This is a genomic window from Sphingomonas phoenicis (assembly GCF_047238005.1).
GTDB lineage: Bacteria > Pseudomonadota > Alphaproteobacteria > Sphingomonadales > Sphingomonadaceae > Sphingomonas.
This window is the reverse complement of sequence record NZ_JBDFMC010000002.1, coordinates 2,925,392-2,941,528: the sequence shown is the minus strand read 5'-3', so window position 1 is coordinate 2,941,528 and position 16,137 is coordinate 2,925,392. Positions and strand designations below refer to the sequence as shown.

The window sequence follows — 16,137 nt, the reverse complement described above, 5'->3', positions numbered from 1 at the left end:
GCGCAGGCGGGAGCCCAGTGCCTTCGGCCGCGGGCGCAAGCGAACGCCGGATCCCCGCCCGCGCGCAAACACCGCCCTACCGGCTATACGCCTTCGGCAACGCCCCCTCGACCGGCGTCAGGTACCGGTCCCGCAGCCGGTTCTGGCGCGAGCGGGTCGGTTGCGGCTTGCCGTCGATCCACACCGCGACCGGCAGCGACGACAGCTCGAGCGGATCGCCGTCCCACAGCACCACGTCCGCCCGCCGGCCCGCGCGCAGCGAGCCGATCTGGTCGTCCACCCCCATCACCTGCGCCGGCTTCGACGTGATCGCCGCGAACGCCTGTCCCCAGTCCAGCCCGGCGGCACCGGGGATCTTGCCGATCGCCACCAGATTGCCGGCGAACTGGGTCAGCCCGTGTTCGCCGCCGCTGCCGTCGAACAGCACGCCCACCGTCACGCCCGCGCGCTGCATCCGCCCGACATTGCTCTCGGTCGCCGCCAGCTGCTCGAACGAGGCGGGCAGGTCGGCGATCGCGCTGGCCATCACCGGCACCTTCGCCGCCGCGATCTCGGCCGCGACCATCCATCCCTCGCCCGCGCCCGCCAGCACCAGCTTCAGCCGGGGAAAGCGGCGCGGCAGGGTCAGCACCTGGCGGATGTCGCTCGCCCGCTCGACATGGACGACCAGCGGCATCGCGCCGTCCAGCACCGGCAACAGCGCCGCGGCATCCGCCCGCTTCAGCAGCGCGTCGCTGCTCCGCCCGCCGAACGCCGCCGGGTTGCGGCGGAAATCGGCCGCCTGCTCGAACGCGTCGTACAGCGCGGCATAGGCCGCCGGCCGGCTGCCGCCCGCGCGGCTCGCGCCCGTCTCGCCCAGCTCGACGAACTGGAAGGCGCGCGGCTTCGTCACCGGATCGGGATCGTCGCCCAGGTCGATGATCGCGCCCTGCCCGGCGAAGATCGATCCCGCCGCATCCGCCGTCACGATCGCGCGGGTCACGCCGCCCGCCCGCTCGTTGCCGATGATGACGCCGTTGGGGTTGATCGCGGTCGATACGTCCACCGCCGCGTTGAACGGCGAGGTCCGCGCACTCGAATCGTTGCTGTCGCGTACGCCGCTGACATCGACCAGCCCCAGGCTGCCGATCCCGGCGACGATCCCCGGCGTCACCCACTTGCCGGTCGCATCCACCGTCTGCGCGCCCGCCGGCACCGCCACGCCCCGCCCGGCCGCGACCACGCGTCCGTCGCGGATCACCACCGTGCCGCCCGCGATCGGCTGGGATCCGTCGCCGATCGCCACGGTACCGCCGGTGATCGCGATCGTCTGGGCGGCAACGGGCGCCGATACCAGCGCTGCGGCGGCGAGAAGCGCCAGCTTGAACATGCGAGGAAGATCGCGTGTCGGGCCGGTGCCGCCGAACGCGCCACGGCGCGTTGCCGAAAAGGAGCCCTTCACTTCACGTCTCCTTCGCCCGGCTGGCCCAGCTCGAAATCGCTCACCGGTCGCCGGTTGGGGTCCATCGCGTCGTACAGCAGCGCGCCGTCCACCCACACCTTTTCCGGCCGGGTATAGACGCTCAGCGGATTGCCGTTCCACAGCACCACGTCCGCCATCTTGCCCGGCTTCAGGCTGCCGGTCCGGTCCTCGATCCCCAGCGCCTTGGCCGGGGCATAGGACAGCCAGCGCCACGCCGCCGCGTCGGACACGTCGACCCCCGCGCGCCGCCCGGCGGCCAGCGCCTTCGCCACCTCCTGGTTCAGCCGCTGGATGCCGTTGGCGTCGTCCGAATGGATCATCGCGCACGCCCCCGCCTTTTCCAGCAGGGCCAGATTGGCGCCGATCCCGTCGTAACTCTCCATCTTGAACCCGTACCAGTCGGCCCAGACGGCGGCGCAGGTGTCGTTCTGCTTCAGCAGGTCGCCGATCTTGTACGCTTCCACCGCATGGTGGAACGCCGTCACCTTGTACCCGAACTCCTTGGCCATATCCATGACGATGGCCATCTCGTCGGCGCGGTAGCAGTGGTTCTGCACCCGGATCTCGCCCGACAGGACGCCGCGCAGCGTATCCATCGCGATGTCGCGCGCCGGCGGGTCGCCGCCGTCGTCCTCGTACTTGTCCCACTTCCGCTTGTACTCGGCCGCCCTGGCCCAGGTCGCCCGGTCGACCGCGATATTGCCCATCCGCGTCGCCGGCTTGCGGTTCTTCGATCCATAGACGCGCTTGGGGTTCTCGCCGCACGCCATCTTCAGGCCATATGGCGCGCCCGGGAACTTCATCGCCTGCATCGTCCGGGCATAGACGTTCTTCAGCACCACCGATCGCCCGCCGAACAGATTGGCCGATCCCGGCAGGATCTGCAGCGTCGTCACGCCCCCGTTCGCCAGCGCCCGGCCGAAGCCGGGATCCTGCGGCCAGACGCTGTGTTCCGCCCACACGTCGGCCGTCACCGGGTCGGTCGCCTCGTTGCCGTCCGAATTGGCATCGACGCCGGGGCTGGGATAATCGCCCAGGTGGCTGTGGATATCGATGATGCCGGGCGTCACCCACTTGCCGGTGCCGTCGATCACCGTCGCGCCCGCCGGTGCCTGGATGGTCTGCCCCACCTCGACGATCCTGCCGTCCGCGAACAGCACCGAACCGCGCTCGATCCGGCCACCCTCCCCGTCATAGATCGTCACGCCGGTCACCAGCGTCGGCACCCCGGGATAGACGTGGTAGGTGGAGGGGAAGGGATCATGCGCATATCCCTTGTTGCGCCCCGGTGCCGGCGCCTTCTTGCTCGATGCGGTCTCCGGCCGGTCCTTCGCCCCGCCGCTGCTCGCGCATCCCGCCAGCATGATGGCGAGCATCGCCGTCGACGCCCAGATCCGTGCCGCCATGTAATCCCCCGATATCGTCTGGCCGGAACGATAGGCAGGTGCCGCCCCACCGTCCACCGCGCATCGACGAAAGCGACGGAAGCGACGGCGGAACAGCGGGCGCGTGCTGCAAACGATGCAAGAAGTTAACAACGCCGACCATTAACTATCTTCTGTTTCGCGGCGGGAAAACTGGAGTATTTTGCCATATTGCGACAAACCGGAAGTTGAACGAAAGGATGTCCCAACAGAATTCGACGCAACACAGAACAGAGGGACGCACATCATGAACAAGTTGTTTGCCATCGCCGCCGCCGCCACCACGATTGTTGCCGCCGTTCCCGCGTCGGCGACCAGCTTCACCTTCGACACGACGAAGGCCGGCACCGTCAACTCCGCATCGGCGCAGACCTACAGCACGACGGTAGGCAAGGAAGCGCTGTCGATGAAGGCATCGGCATGGACCGTGTACAACAGCTCGACCGCCTACAGCTCGTCGCTGAAGAACTACGCGCAGGGTCTCGGCGTGGTGAACGCGTACGACAACGTCAACAACAACACCCACACGATCGACAACCAGAACGGCATCGACTTCGTCGTGCTGCAGTTCAGCCAGGCGGTGACGCTGACCTCGTCGGTGCTGAACGCGTTCAACATCAGCGGTATCGCCGACAACGACTCGACCGTCGCCTGGGGCACGGCGACCGGCGCCTGGAACAAGGATCTGAACTCGAGCCTGCTCTCGCTTTTCGCAGGCAGCACCAACATCACCGGTAACGGCAAGGCGACGCAGACCTACAACTTCTCGACGCCGGGCAACATCTGGCTGATCGCCGCCTCCGCCGCCAACCCGGACCGCAACGTCGACGGCTTCAAGCTCGGCTCGGTCACCGCCGCCACCGTCGCCGCCGTGCCGGAGCCGGCCACCTGGGCGATGATGCTGGTCGGTTTCGGCATGGTCGGCGGCGCCGCCCGCTACCGCCGCCGCGGCACCAAGGTCGCCTACGCCTGATCTCCCTCCCAAGGGCATGGGGAAAGGCCGTCGGGTATCCACCCGGCGGCCTTTCTCGTTTTCGCGACGGTGGACTCAGGCCGATGCCGCCCTTTCGCTGCGGCGGCTCGCACCGATGCACATCGATAAACAATATGGCACTTGCCTTTTATCGATAATCGCGACACGATCTCCCTCATCGAAGAGGGAGAACATGATGCGACGGGACAAGCTGGTCGGCGGTTTCACCTGGCTGGTGCGGGCGCTCCGCTGGGCCAACTGGCTGTTCCTCGCCGCCGGCCTGCTCGCGCTCGCCGGCACGTTCGTCCTCGCCGCCCCGCTCACCGCGCAGATCGCCCGCAAATACGGCGCCGCGATCGATGCCGGCGAGGTCGTCGTCTTCATCCGCCTGCTCTGCGTCGCCGGCTGCGTCGCGGTCTGGCCGGTCGAGCGGCTGTTCGCCGCGCTCGCCGCGATGCTGGCGACGATCGGGGCGGGCGATCCCTTCGCCACCGCCAATGCCACCCGGTTGCGCGTCGTCGGCTGGTCCATGCTGGCGCTTCAGGTCATCGACCTGGCGATGGGCGCCGCCATGTGGTGGGGGAAGCGCCACGGGGTGGAGGTGCTCGACTGGCAACCGTCGCTCACCGGCTGGCTCGCGGTGCTGATCGCGTTCGTCCTCGCGCGCGTCTTCGCCGCCGGTGCCGCGATGCGCGACGATCTGGCCGGCACCATCTGATGCCGGTACGCATCCGGCTCGACGACCTGCTCCACGCCCGGCGCATGACCCTGACCGAGCTCAGCACCCGCGTCGACATCACGCTCGCCAACCTGTCGATCCTGAAGACCGGCAAGGCCAGGGCGATCCGCTTTTCAACGCTGGAGGCGATCTGCCGCGCGCTCGACTGCCAGCCCGGCGACATCCTGCGCGTCGACGACGCCGAAGAGGGGGAAGACCGATGACCACGACCACCGCCACCACCGCGCCATCCGGCCGGGCGAGCAGCGCCCTGCTCGGCACCGCGCGCCGCATCCTGAAGACCTATCGCCTGGGCGGCCGCGCGATCGTCGCCGCGCCGCTCCTCGTCGCACTCGCGATCGTGCCCGAACTCGCGCAGCATGTCGTCGAGATCAAGCTCGGCATGTTCGCCTCGACCGACGCGTTCCGCGCGCTGGCCAACGATCCGCTGCGCTGGGGCTTCGGCTATGCCAAGATCGCCGGCTTCTGGCTCGCGATCCTCGCCGTCGCGCGCTTCTGGGCGGTGGGGTGCAGCCTGTCGCGGCTGGTCCGTCCCGGCTGGCCGATGGTCGCGCGGCTGGCGCTCGGCCTCGTCGCCATCGCCGCGACGGCGTTCCTCACCGAGTGGCTGAAGACGCAGGCTGCGCCGCTCGCCCCCGCGCTCGATCTCGCCTCCACCGTCGTGCAGGCGATCCTGTTCGTCTATATCGTCGGCGCGCTGCTCGGCGACGGGCGATCGACGCTCCGCTGGAGCGCGACGGCCGGTATCCCGCGCGCCTTGTTCATGCTGCTGTTGCTGGCGGTCGCGTTCGGCCCGGCACAGCTGCTCCACATGGCGAACCACAAGCTCGCGATCGGCGCGCCCGTGCCGCTCGTCTGGCTGGCCATGCTGTGGGACGGCCTGTTCGTCGGCCTCTTCGCCGCGCTGGTCGGGTCGGCGCTGTACGTCGGCTTCCACGACGGTCCCGGCTGGCGCGGCTGGGAACGCCCGCTGGACTGAAACTGCTCTAGCCGCCTACCGCCCCTCGAACGCCGGCGCGCGCTTCTCGCCGAACGCACGCACCGCCTCGGCGAAGTCGCGGGTACGGCCGGCGGCGCGCTGGTTCTCGCGCTCGATCGCCAGCGTCTCGTCCAGCGTCGCGGTCAGCGCGGCGGCCACCTGCCGGCGGATCATCCCCACCGCCACCGCCGGCCCCGCCGCCAGCCGCGCCGCGATCGCCTGCGCCTCGGCCAGGCAGGCGTCGTCCTCGGCGATCCGGGTGATCAGCCCCGCCGCCAGCGCGTCTTCCGCCGACAGCCGCTCGCCCAGCAGCGCCATCTCCAGCGCCTTCGCCCGGCCCACCGCCTGCGCCACCAGCCAGGTCGATCCGGCATCGGGGACCAGCCCGATATTGACGAAGGCGAGCAGGCCATAGGCCGATCGCGCCATCACCATGATGTCGCCCAGCAGCGCCAGCCCCAGTCCCGCACCCACCGCCGGCCCGTTGATCGCGGTCACCACCGGGATGTCCAGCCCGGCCACCTTGCGCGCGAACGGGTTGTAGTCGCGGTCCAGCGACTCGCCCAGGTCGCGGTCGGGCGACGGCCCGCCGCCATCCCCGATCAGGTCGGCACCCGAGCAGAAGGCGCGCCCCGCCCCGGTCATCACCAGCGCGCGCGCACCGTCCGCCACCGCCCGGTCGATCGCATCGGTCGCCTCCGCGAACAGCGTCGGGGTCAGCGCGTTCATCCGGTCCGGCCGGTCCAGCGTCAGCGTCGCGACCCGTCCGGTCTGTTCCAGCCTGATCGTCGTATAGCTCATGCGCGCTCTCCTCGCTCCCGCGGATCGCTGCCCGCCTGTCATGCATGTCTAGCGCAGCGGGCGTCGTCCGCCCACCGCTTCCGCGATCCGCCCGCACCACGGGCCGCGCGCCTGCGACTTTGGTCGAATCGCCGCCGGCTCCGCGCGCGGCGCTAATCTTCCGGCAACCCTGTCGCGCGATCGTCCGGACATGGCAATTGCCGGACATCGCCATGCGCCAGCGTGAGCCGCGACGCGCCGTCCTGCTGCCCGCGCGGATGCGGACCGGCGGCGGCTGGGTCGACGTCTCGATTCGCAACATCTCGACGCGCGGCCTGCTGATCCGCAGCGGCCATGCCGTCCGGCGCGGCACCTATGTCGAGATCCGGCGCGACGCCCATATCATCGTCGGGCGGGCGGTGTGGAGCAGCGGCGACCATTTCGGCGTGCTCGCGCAGGACCGGATGGATGTCGACGCGATCGTCGCGCGACCGGCGCTCGCCGACTATCGCCCGCCGCAGGATCGCCGCCACCGCCCCCGCGACCAGCCTTCCGGCCGCAGCATGGCCGACCGCAGCCGCCACGCATCGCGCCTGCTCCAGTTCGCCGGGCTCGGCGCCGCTGCGCTCGGCGGTGCGGCATTGATGGCCGGCACCGCCTTCGATCTGCTCCAGCGACCGCTCGCGGTGATCGGCCTCGCCCTTGCCGGATCGGGACGGTGACGCATCCGGCGTCGGCTCAGTCCCGTTTCTGCGCTGCTGACCGCAAATTCCTGCTGTTCGATGGACATTCGCGGGCGCAAGGCAGGTTCAGCCTTCCGAGTCGAAGAAAATCAGGAGCATCATCGTAGTGCGTACCATCGCTGCCGCGTTCCGTGACCACCAGACCGGCATTCTCGACCGGCTGGACGACGCGCGCGTGCTGCTGACCGCGCCCGTCGCGCCGCCGGCCGCATCGCTCGACGAGAGCCGCGCCGGGATCGGCGAATCGCTGGCATCGTATCAGGCGTTCAAGCACCACGACGTCTACGATCCGATCGTTGCCGGTGACGGCGACGATGCCGCCGCCGCCGCCGCGCTCAAGGCGGACTGCATCACCCTGTCCGACGACTATCGCGCCTATGACGCCGCGGCCCGTGCCGGCGCCTCGGGCGGGTTCGAGACCTATCGCCGCGCGACGCTCGCGATGGCCGACCAGATCCGGCTGGCCCTGATCCGCGAGTTCGCGATCGTGCAGCAGCTCCACGTCTATCGCGACTACGCCGGTCGTCCCGCGACCGACCACGGCTGAGCCGGACGTCGATCACACTCCGTCTCCCCGGCCTTGAGCCGGGTCCCGCTTCCGCCTGAAACGGGCGGACGGGGGCAGCTGGGACAACCTCCCGCCCTACTTCACCGGCCGCTTCTCCAGCTTGCGCGCCAGCGTCCGCCGGTGCATCCCCAGCCGCCGCGCGGTCTCGGAGATGTTGAAGCCGGTCTCCGCCAGCGTCTCGTTGATATGTTCCCATTCCAGCGTCTTGATCGACGTCGTCCGCCCGTCGATCGGCACCGCGGCGTCGCCGGACGCGCGGTTGAACGCCGCCTCGATATCGTCGGTGTTCGACGGCTTGGCCAGGTAATGGCACGCGCCCAGCTTGATCGCCTCCACCGCGGTGCCGATGCTCGCGAACCCGGTCAGCACCACGATCAGCATCGCCGGATCGTGCGCATGCAGCCGCTCGACGCAGGTCAGCCCCGATGCCGTCCCCAGCTTCAGGTCGACGACCGCGTAACCGGGCGAGAACCCCGCCAGCCGCGCATCCAGCTCGCCCGGCCCCGCCGCCAGCTGCACGGTATAGCCGCGCCGCTCGAACGACCGTTGCAGCGTGCGGGCGAAGGTCGCGTCGTCCTCGACGATCAGCAGGTGGCGCTCGCCGTCCATCATCGCGTCTCCGTCCGCCCCGCCACCGCCGGCAGCACCAGCGCCACCCGCGCGCCTCCGCCCGGCCGGTTGCCCGCTTCCAGCCGCCCGCCCAGCCGCCGCGCGACGTTGCTCGCCAGGAACAGTCCCAGTCCGTGCCCGGCGCCCTTGCTCGACTGGTACGCCTTGCCGATCCCGCCCAGCTGCGTCTCGGTGAAGCCGCTGCCCCGGTCCAGCACCGCGATCGCCAGTTCGCCGTCGTGCCGCTCCGCCATCAGCTCGATCCCGCCCGGCGACGCCTCGGCCGCATTGTCCAGCAGGTTCCAGATCGCCTGGCGCAGCGACGCGCCCGCCACCACCGCCGCGCCGCCCAGTTCGCGGATATAGCCGAACGGGACGGCGGGCTGGGTCGCACGCCACTCCATCGCCACCGCGTCCAGGAACGGTCCGGCCGGGATGCTCTCCATCGCCTCGCCGCGCGGCTCGCCCGCCGAATGCAGGATATCGGTGACGATCGACTTGCACCGCTCCACCTCGGCCTGCATCTCGCGCACCTCGCCCGCCAGCTCCGCGTCGCCCGCGATCCGCGGCATCCGCCGCCAGTCGCTCAGGATGACGGCCAGCGAGGCGAGCGGCGTGCCCAGCTCGTGCGCCGCGCCGCTCGCGAACAGGCCCATCCGCACGATCCCGTCCTCCTCCGCGCCGCGCTGGCGCAGGTCGGACAGATAGCGGTCCCGCGCGCGCAGGTTGCGGCTGATCCGGCCGATGAACATCACCAGCAGCGTCGCGATCAGGACGAAGCTGATCCACGCCCCCGTCGTATACAGGTCGGCGGTATCGGCCAGCAGTCCGCGGGGATAGACCAGCGGCACGCTCCTCACCGTCAGCCCGGCATAGCACGCCGCCGTCGCCGCGATCAGCACCCATGCCGACCACGCCTCCAGCAGGATCGCGCCCAGCACCACCTGCAGCAGGTACAGCGACACGAACGGATTGCCCGCCCCGCCGCTCAGGTACAGCTGCACGGTCAGCACGCCCATGTCGACCAGCAGCGCGGCCATGATCTCGATATTGGTCACCCGGTGGCGCGGCAGCAGCGCCAGGCTGGCCAGGTTCGCCACCGCCAGCGCCGCGACGGCCGCCAGCATCGGCCCCAGCGGCAGCGGCACGTCCAGCGCGAAGCGGACCAGCAGGATCGTCACCAGCTGTCCGCCCACCGCCAGCCAGCGCAGCTGCACCAGCTGGCGCATATTGTCCGCCGCCGTCGCCTCGGGCGACGGTCCGTCGACGGACACGTCCCCCCGCCGCGTCAGCGCCAGCAACGGCGCATCCATCACGCCGCGCCCCTCCGACGCCGCACCGGCATCAGTCCGTCCGGCCGCGACGCCGGACAACAGGCGCGCGCTTCACCCCCATGCTCCGCCCCGGCGGAGGCCGGGGCCCCGTTGGGAAAGTCGCAGTGGCTCGATCGCGGCCGTTCCCCTGCTGGACCCCGGCCTTCGCCGGGGTGGCCCTGCTCGACGAAGACCGCAGCACCCACCCCCATCACGCCCGTTTCCGCCACACCATCACCATGCCTCCCAGCGACAACGCCGCCAGCCCGAACCACGTCAGCGCATAGACCAGATGGTTGTTGGGAAACGCGATCACCGTCAGCCCCCCGATCGGCAACCCGCCCGGATTGGCCGTCGCATCCGCATCGACGAAGAACGGCGCCACGCAGCCCGATGCAGAACCGCCGCTCCCGAATCCCTTCGCCCGCGCGATCGCGGCGACGTCGCGCGAATACCACCGGTCGTTCGCCGGATCGTTCGATCGCAGGAACGCACCACCCGGCTCGCTCGCCCGGATCAGCCCGGTGATCGTCACCGGCCCGGCGACTTGCCCCGCCGCCCGGCTCGCCGGATCGCGCCGGTCTGACGGCGTAAAGCCTCTGTTGACGGTCAACGTACAGTTGACGGTGCGAAACGGGGTCATCACCCACCACCCCGGCCCGTAATCGGTCACCGCCTGCACCAGCGTCTCGGCCCGGTGATCGAACGTACCGTTTATTCGAATCCGGGTATAGACCAGGTCCCCGCCCCATGCCGCTCGCGGCGGCAGCGCGGCCGGTGCGGCATGGATGCGCGCCTCCACCCGGTCGATCAGCGCCAGCTTCCACGCCCGCCGCTCGACCTGCCACACGCCCAGCGCGGCAAAGCCGATCGCGAGCATCAGGCACAGCGCGGCGAACAGGATCCGCTTCATCGCATCTCGGTCATGCCGCCCGCGTCCATCGGCATCATGTTGCTGTTAAGATGGAACATAATCCAGAGCGATCCCGATATGACGATCGCCACGATCACGGTGGTGAAGATCAGCGTCAGCAGCGTCCACCCCCCTTCCGCCTTGGCGTTGACGTGCAGGAAGAACAGCGTGTGCACCACGATCTGCACGAACGCGAGCGCGATGATCGCCAGCGCCGTCGCCGGTGCGCTCGCCAGCACGCCGGTCATCACCAGCCAGAACGGCACCGCCGTCAGCACGACCGACAGCGCGAAGCCGATCAGATAACCCTTGCGGGAGGCGTGGCCATGGCCCGCGTCGCCGGCGTGCAGCGCGGCATCGTGATCGGCGCTCATCGCAGCACTCCCAGCAGATAGACGAAGGTGAACACGCCGATCCAGACGACGTCCAGCAGGTGCCAGAACATCCCCAGGCACATGACGCGGCGCTTGTTGTCGTGCGATAACCCGTACTTGCCCAGCTGGATCAGCGTCACCGCGATCCAGATCAGCCCGCACAGCACGTGCAGCCCGTGCGTGCCGACCAGCGCGAAGAAGCCCGACAGGAATGCGCTGCGCTGCGGCGTTGCACCCTCCGCGATCAGGGTGGAGAATTCGTACAGCTCGATCCCGACGAACCCCGCGCCGAACAGCGCGGTGACGCCCAGCCACACCTGCGCCGGCCGCAGCCGCCCCGCCTCCACCTCGATCGCCGCCATCCCGAACGTGATCGACGACAGCAGCAGCATCGCCGTGTTCACCGCCACCAGCGGCAGTTCGAAGATCTGGCGCGGCGCCGGCCCGCCCGCGTAACTGGTGCTCAGCACTCCGTAAGTCGCGAACAACGTGGCGAATATCAGCGCGTCGCTCATCAGGTAGATCCAGAACCCCAGCGCCGTGGCGCCGCCGGTCCCGTGATCGTGGTCCTCCGTCTCGACCAGGTAGAAGGTCGGCTCGTCGGTCGTCGCTACGCTGCTCATGTCAGGCTCCCGCCGCCCGCGAGGCGATGGTGCTCGGTCGCGGTCACCTCCTCGGACGGGATGTGGTAATCGCGGTCGTAATTGAAGGTGTGGCCGATGCCGACGCCGATCAGCGCGACGAACGCCACCGCCGCCAGCCACCAGATGTACCACACCATGGCGAACCCCAGCACCAGCGCCAGCCCTGACAGGATCACGCCCGTACCGGTGTTTCCGGGCATGTGGATCGGCCGGTATCCGCTGGTCGGATGCGCGGCCCCGCGCCCCTTCATGTCGTACCAGGCATCCAGGTCGTGAATCACCGGCGTGAACGCGAAATTATACGAAGGCGGCGGCGACGTCGTCGCCCATTCCAGCGTACGGCCGTCCCACGGATCGCCGGTCGTGTCGCGCAAAGCCTCGCGATTGCGGATACTTACCGCGATCTGGATCAGGAACGCCGCGATCCCGACGGCGATGATCAGCACGCCGATCATCGCGACGATGAAATAGGATTGCAGCGTCGGGTCGTCGAAATGCCGCACCCGCCGCGTCGTCCCCATCAGCCCGACGATGTAGATCGGCGTCCACGCGACCCAATACCCGATCACCCAACCCCAGAAGCTCACCTTCCCCCAGAACGGGTCGAGGCGGAAACCGAACGCCTTGGGAAACCAGTAGGTCATGCCCGCGAACAGCCCGAACACCACGCCGCCGATGATGACGTTGTGGAAATGCGCCACCAGGAACAGCGAGTTGTGCAGCACGAAATCGGCCGGCGGCACCGCCAGCAGCACGCCCGTCATGCCGCCGACCGTAAAGGTCAGCAGGAACGCGACGACCCACATCATCGGCAGCTCGAACCGGATCTGCCCGCGGTACATCGTGAACAGCCAGTTGAAGATCTTCGCGCCCGTCGGGATAGAGATCACCATCGTGGCGATACCGAAGAAGCTGTTGACGCTGGCGCCCGATCCCATCGTGAAGAAATGGTGCAGCCACACCAGGAACGACAGGATGGTGATGACGACGGTGGCGTAGACCATCGACGTATAGCCGAACAGCCGCTTGCCGGAGAAGGTCGACGTGATCTCGGAAAAGATGCCGAACACCGGCAGCACCAGCACGTACACTTCCGGATGGCCCCAGATCCACACCAGGTTCCAGTACATCATCGGATTGCCGCCGAGATCGTTGGTGAAGAAGTTGGTGCCGACGTACCGGTCCAGCATCAGCAGCGCGAACGCCGCGGTCAGGATCGGAAAAATGGCCACCGCCAGCACGTTGCTGCACAGCGCGGTCCAGCAGAACACCGGCATCTTCATCATCGTCATGCCGGGCGCGCGCATCTTGATGATCGTCGTCACCATGTTGATCGCCGACAGGGTGGTGCCCACCCCCGCGATCTGCAGCGCCCACAGATAATAGTCGGGGCCGGTATCGGGCGAGTTCTGCAGGTTCGCGACCGGCACGTAGTTCAGCCAGCCCGCGCGGCTGAACTCGCCGACGAACAGCGACACCATCACCAGCAGCGCACCCGCCACCGTCAGCCAGAAGCTGAAATTGTTCAGGAACGGAAACGCCACGTCGCGCGCGCCGATCTGAAGCGGCATGACATAGTTGATCAGCCCGACGACCAGCGGGATCGCGACGAAGAAGATCATGATCGTGCCGTGCGCGGTGAATACCTGATCGTAATGGTGCGCGTTCAGATACCCGTCGCTGCCGCCGAACGCGATCGCCTGTTGCAGGCGCATCATGATCGCATCGGCGAACCCGCGCAGCAGCATGATGATCCCCAGGATCATGTACATGATGCCGATCTTCTTGTGGTCGACGGAGGTGAACCACTCGCTCCACAACCAGCCCCACAGCCGGTACCTGGTCACCGCGCCCAGCAGCCCGGCGCCGAGCAGCACGACGACGGCGAAGGTGCCGAGCAGGATCGGCTCGTGGATCGGGAACGACTCCAGGCTCAGCCGCCCGAAGATGGTCTTGATCAGATGGTCGGACATCAGGCGAGAACCCCGGCGACGCCGTGCGTCGGCTTCTGGAGAAAGGACATGTCGCGATTGCGCGGGCTGTTCGGGTCGGTTGAACCCGGCGCGCCCGGTTTGCGCGGTTTGGTGACGTTCGGCGCCGGCGCGATCTCGTCGGTATCCTTGAACAGCGCACCTTCCGCCTTCTCGCCCGTCGGCGGCGGCGCGTCGCGGCCCTGCGGCATACCGGCGCCCGCGCGAACGTCGTGCGGATCGCCGCCACCGGCCCGCCGGTCGCGCGCCATCACGTCGCTCATGCACGGCGTGCCCGGCCGTACGCACCGTTCGACGACCTTGTCGAACAGCCCCGGCTGCACCGCCGCGAAACGCATCGCCGGCACCTTCTCGCTCGGTCGCTCCAGCCGCAGGAACGCATCGGTCGGCAATGTCCGCCCGCTCGCCCGCACCTGCGCGACCCAGCGGTCGAAGCCGCTGCGATCCAGCCCCAACAGCTTGAATTTCATGTCGGAAAAGCCCGCGCCGCTATAATTGGCGGACATGCCCTGATAGCTGCCGGGCTTGTTCAGCACCGCGTGTAGCGTGCTGCGCATCCCCGGCATGGCATAGACCATCCCCGCCATCGTCGGCGCGTAGAAGCTGTTCATCATGTTGGTCGACGTGATGTCGAAGCGTACCGGCCGATCGACCGGCAGCGCCAGTTCGTTGACGGTCGCGATGCCCAGTTCGGGATAGATGAACAGCCATTTCCAGTCGAGCGCGACGACCTGCACCCGCATCGGCTTCGTTCCCGCCGCCACCGGCCTGCCCGCCGCCACCCGGTCCAGCGGCCGGAACGGATCCAGCAGGTGCGTGCTCGACCAGGTCAGCGCACCCAGCGCGATGATGATCAGCAGCGGCGCCGACCAGATCACCAGTTCCAGGCTGGTCGAATGATCGAAATGCGGATCGTACGTCGCCTGCTCGTTACCCCGGCGATACCGCCACGCGAACACGACGATCAGGATCATCACCGGCACGATGATCAGCAGCATCAATCCGGTGGACGCATAGATCAGGTTGCGCTGCTGCAACGCCACGTCACCCGCCGGATTCAGCACCGCATGGCTGCATCCGGCGAGAAGCGGCAGGGCCGCGGGGACGAACCGGCGATAAAGGGGCGTGGCTGTTCGCATGACCGGCCGGATAGGCCCCGGCGGCGGCCCGCTACATTGGACATTTTGTCCAATCCCGCCGGTCGGCTATCGGCGGGTAGAGGGAAGGCATGACGGACATGACGGCATCCACCGCCCCGGCGAACTCGACGCCTCTGGAACGCGACGCGCGGCTGGTGAACGCGCGCGAGCATCGCGTCGCCCCGGCGGAGATCGCGATCGGCGTGATCGTCGGGCGCACGTCGGAGTTCTTCGACTTCTTCGTCTACGCGATCGCGTCGGTGCTGGTCTTCCCGCGGGTCGTCTTCCCGTATGTCGATGCGGTCACCGGCACGCTCTACTCGTTCGCGGTCTTCGCGCTCGCCTTCGTCGCCCGGCCGTTCGGCACGCTGCTCTTCATGGAGCTGGACCGCCGCTACGGGCGCGGCGTCAAGCTGACGCTGGCACTGTTCCTGCTCGGCGGCTCGACCATGGCGATCTCGCTGCTGCCCGGCTACGCGCAGGTCGGCGCGGTTTCCGCCGTGCTGCTCGGCCTCGCCCGCTTCGCGCAGGGGATGGCGCTGGGCGGCGCGTGGGACGGCCTGCCCTCGCTCCTGTCGCTGAACGCGCCCGAGGAGAAGCGCGGCTGGTACGCGATGATCCCGCAGCTGGGCGCCCCGCTCGGCCTGCTCGTCGCGCTGGCGCTGTTCACCTATCTGCTCGCCGTTCTCACCCCGGCCGACTTCCTGTCCTGGGGCTGGCGCTACCCGTTCTTCGTGGTGCTGGCGATCAACGTCGTGGCGCTGTTCGCGCGCCTGCGCCTCGTCGCCACGCCCGAATTCGCACAGCTGTTCGAGAGCCGCGAGTTGCAGCCCTCGCCCGCCTTCGCCACGCTGTTCATCGAATGGCGGACGATCGTGCTGGGCGCCTTCGCCCCGCTAGCCAGCTTCGCCATGTTCCACCTCGTCACCGTCTTCCCGCTGTCGTGGGTGACGCTGTCGGCGGGTGAGGATCCGGTGCGCTTCCTCCTGATCGAGGCGGTCGGCGCGGTCGTCGGCGTGATCGCGATCCTGGCGTCGGGGCTGATCGCCGACCGCGTTGGCCGCCGCGCCGTGCTGGGCGTGTCAGCGGTGCTGATCGGCGCCTATTCGGGCTTCGCACCGCAGCTGCTGGGCGCCGGCGGCTGGGGAGAGGCGGCCTATATGATCGGCGGCTTCGCGCTGCTCGGCCTCGCCTTCGGACAGTCGTCGGGGCTGGTCAACGACCGCTTTCCCTCGCAGCACCGCTATACCGGCGCGGCGATCGTCGCCAATTCGGCCTGGCTGATCGGCGCCGGCTTCGCGCCGCTGGTCGCGCTGTTCCTGGCCGACCGGTTCGGGCTGTGGGCGGTCGGCGCGTACCTGCTGTCGGGCGCGATCTGCACGCTCGTCGCGCTGGCGACCAACAAGGAATGGGCCCGCCAGCGCGCCTGATCGCGCCCCACCGCTACTTCCTCTAGGACCATGAAAGCGTTGAACCCCTCCCCCGC

General features: G+C 68.8%; 17 protein-coding genes. 7 read left to right on the top strand and 10 right to left on the bottom strand.

Going from position 1 to position 16,137, the window contains the following annotated elements:
* Positions 1-76 precede the first annotated feature (76 nt).
* Positions 77-1,369: an amidohydrolase family protein gene (locus ABC319_RS15000; RefSeq protein WP_413071716.1), complete on the bottom strand. Its 1,293-nt coding sequence runs from the start codon at positions 1,367-1,369 to the stop codon at positions 77-79.
* A gap of 68 nt (positions 1,370-1,437) precedes the next feature.
* Positions 1,438-2,868 carry an amidohydrolase gene (locus ABC319_RS14995; RefSeq protein WP_413070991.1) on the bottom strand — a complete coding sequence of 477 codons (1,431 nt, stop codon included), beginning with the start codon at positions 2,866-2,868 and terminating at the stop codon, positions 1,438-1,440.
* Positions 2,869-3,133: 265 nt separating this feature from the next.
* Between ABC319_RS14995 and ABC319_RS14990 the strand changes: the two genes are divergently transcribed.
* The 4 genes from ABC319_RS14990 to ABC319_RS14975 all read left to right on the top strand — a co-directional run bounded on the left by ABC319_RS14990 (position 3,134) and on the right by ABC319_RS14975 (position 5,577).
* Positions 3,134-3,859 (top strand): PEPxxWA-CTERM sorting domain-containing protein, encoded by a 726-nt coding sequence (locus ABC319_RS14990; protein WP_413070990.1) that lies wholly within the window; start codon positions 3,134-3,136, stop codon positions 3,857-3,859.
* A 193-nt stretch (positions 3,860-4,052) separates the two neighbouring features.
* Positions 4,053-4,577: a DUF2975 domain-containing protein gene (locus tag ABC319_RS14985; protein ID WP_413070989.1), complete on the top strand. Its 525-nt coding sequence runs from the start codon at positions 4,053-4,055 to the stop codon at positions 4,575-4,577.
* A complete protein-coding gene (locus tag ABC319_RS14980; RefSeq protein ID WP_413070988.1) occupies positions 4,577-4,801 on the top strand; it encodes a helix-turn-helix domain-containing protein in 225 nt (74 codons plus the stop codon). The genes ABC319_RS14985 and ABC319_RS14980 overlap by 1 nt, the downstream gene beginning before the upstream one ends.
* Positions 4,798-5,577 carry a hypothetical protein gene (locus ABC319_RS14975; protein ID WP_413070987.1) on the top strand — a complete coding sequence of 260 codons (780 nt, stop codon included), beginning with the start codon at positions 4,798-4,800 and terminating at the stop codon, positions 5,575-5,577. The genes ABC319_RS14980 and ABC319_RS14975 overlap by 4 nt, the downstream gene beginning before the upstream one ends.
* Positions 5,578-5,592: 15 nt before the next feature.
* On the opposite strand, the gene ABC319_RS14970 is transcribed toward ABC319_RS14975, so the two are convergent.
* Positions 5,593-6,378 carry an enoyl-CoA hydratase-related protein gene (locus ABC319_RS14970; protein ID WP_413070986.1) on the bottom strand — a complete coding sequence of 262 codons (786 nt, stop codon included), beginning with the start codon at positions 6,376-6,378 and terminating at the stop codon, positions 5,593-5,595.
* A gap of 197 nt (positions 6,379-6,575) precedes the next feature.
* Between ABC319_RS14970 and ABC319_RS14965 the strand changes: the two genes are divergently transcribed.
* Together ABC319_RS14965 and ABC319_RS14960 are read left to right on the top strand one after the other, a co-directional pair.
* Positions 6,576-7,079 carry a PilZ domain-containing protein gene (locus tag ABC319_RS14965; RefSeq protein ID WP_413070985.1) on the top strand — a complete coding sequence of 168 codons (504 nt, stop codon included), beginning with the start codon at positions 6,576-6,578 and terminating at the stop codon, positions 7,077-7,079.
* Between the two features lie 127 nt (positions 7,080-7,206).
* Positions 7,207-7,647 (top strand): hypothetical protein, encoded by a 441-nt coding sequence (locus ABC319_RS14960; protein ID WP_413070984.1) that lies wholly within the window; start codon positions 7,207-7,209, stop codon positions 7,645-7,647.
* A gap of 96 nt (positions 7,648-7,743) precedes the next feature.
* On the opposite strand, the gene ABC319_RS14955 is transcribed toward ABC319_RS14960, so the two are convergent.
* The 7 genes from ABC319_RS14955 to cyoA all read right to left on the bottom strand — a co-directional run bounded on the left by ABC319_RS14955 (position 7,744) and on the right by cyoA (position 14,651).
* Entirely contained in the window at positions 7,744-8,277 is a 534-nt protein-coding gene (locus tag ABC319_RS14955) for a response regulator transcription factor (RefSeq protein WP_413071715.1), read from the bottom strand.
* Complete coding sequence (locus ABC319_RS14950; RefSeq protein ID WP_413070983.1) at positions 8,277-9,650, bottom strand: ATP-binding protein; 1,374 nt, start codon at positions 9,648-9,650, stop codon at positions 8,277-8,279. The genes ABC319_RS14955 and ABC319_RS14950 overlap by 1 nt, the downstream gene beginning before the upstream one ends.
* 151 nt (positions 9,651-9,801) lie before the next feature.
* A complete protein-coding gene (locus ABC319_RS14945) occupies positions 9,802-10,503 on the bottom strand; it encodes an SURF1 family protein (RefSeq protein ID WP_413070982.1) in 702 nt (233 codons plus the stop codon).
* A complete protein-coding gene (gene cyoD / locus ABC319_RS14940; protein ID WP_413070981.1) occupies positions 10,500-10,877 on the bottom strand; it encodes a cytochrome o ubiquinol oxidase subunit IV in 378 nt (125 codons plus the stop codon). Before cyoD ends, ABC319_RS14945 begins: the two co-directional genes overlap by 4 nt.
* On the bottom strand, positions 10,874-11,500 hold the full coding sequence (cyoC, locus tag ABC319_RS14935) for a cytochrome o ubiquinol oxidase subunit III (RefSeq protein ID WP_413070980.1): 627 nt from the start codon (positions 11,498-11,500) through the stop codon (positions 10,874-10,876). The genes cyoD and cyoC overlap by 4 nt, the downstream gene beginning before the upstream one ends.
* Positions 11,497-13,494: a cytochrome o ubiquinol oxidase subunit I gene (cyoB, locus tag ABC319_RS14930; protein WP_413070979.1), complete on the bottom strand. Its 1,998-nt coding sequence runs from the start codon at positions 13,492-13,494 to the stop codon at positions 11,497-11,499. Before cyoB ends, cyoC begins: the two co-directional genes overlap by 4 nt.
* On the bottom strand, positions 13,494-14,651 hold the full coding sequence (cyoA, locus tag ABC319_RS14925; RefSeq protein ID WP_413070978.1) for a ubiquinol oxidase subunit II: 1,158 nt from the start codon (positions 14,649-14,651) through the stop codon (positions 13,494-13,496). The genes cyoB and cyoA overlap by 1 nt, the downstream gene beginning before the upstream one ends.
* Positions 14,652-14,749: 98 nt before the next feature.
* Here cyoA and ABC319_RS14920 point away from each other — a divergent pair, with 98 nt between their 5' ends.
* Positions 14,750-16,081, top strand: a complete 1,332-nt coding sequence (locus ABC319_RS14920) for an MFS transporter (RefSeq protein WP_413070977.1) — start codon at positions 14,750-14,752, stop codon at positions 16,079-16,081.
* Positions 16,082-16,137: the final 56 nt, after the last annotated feature.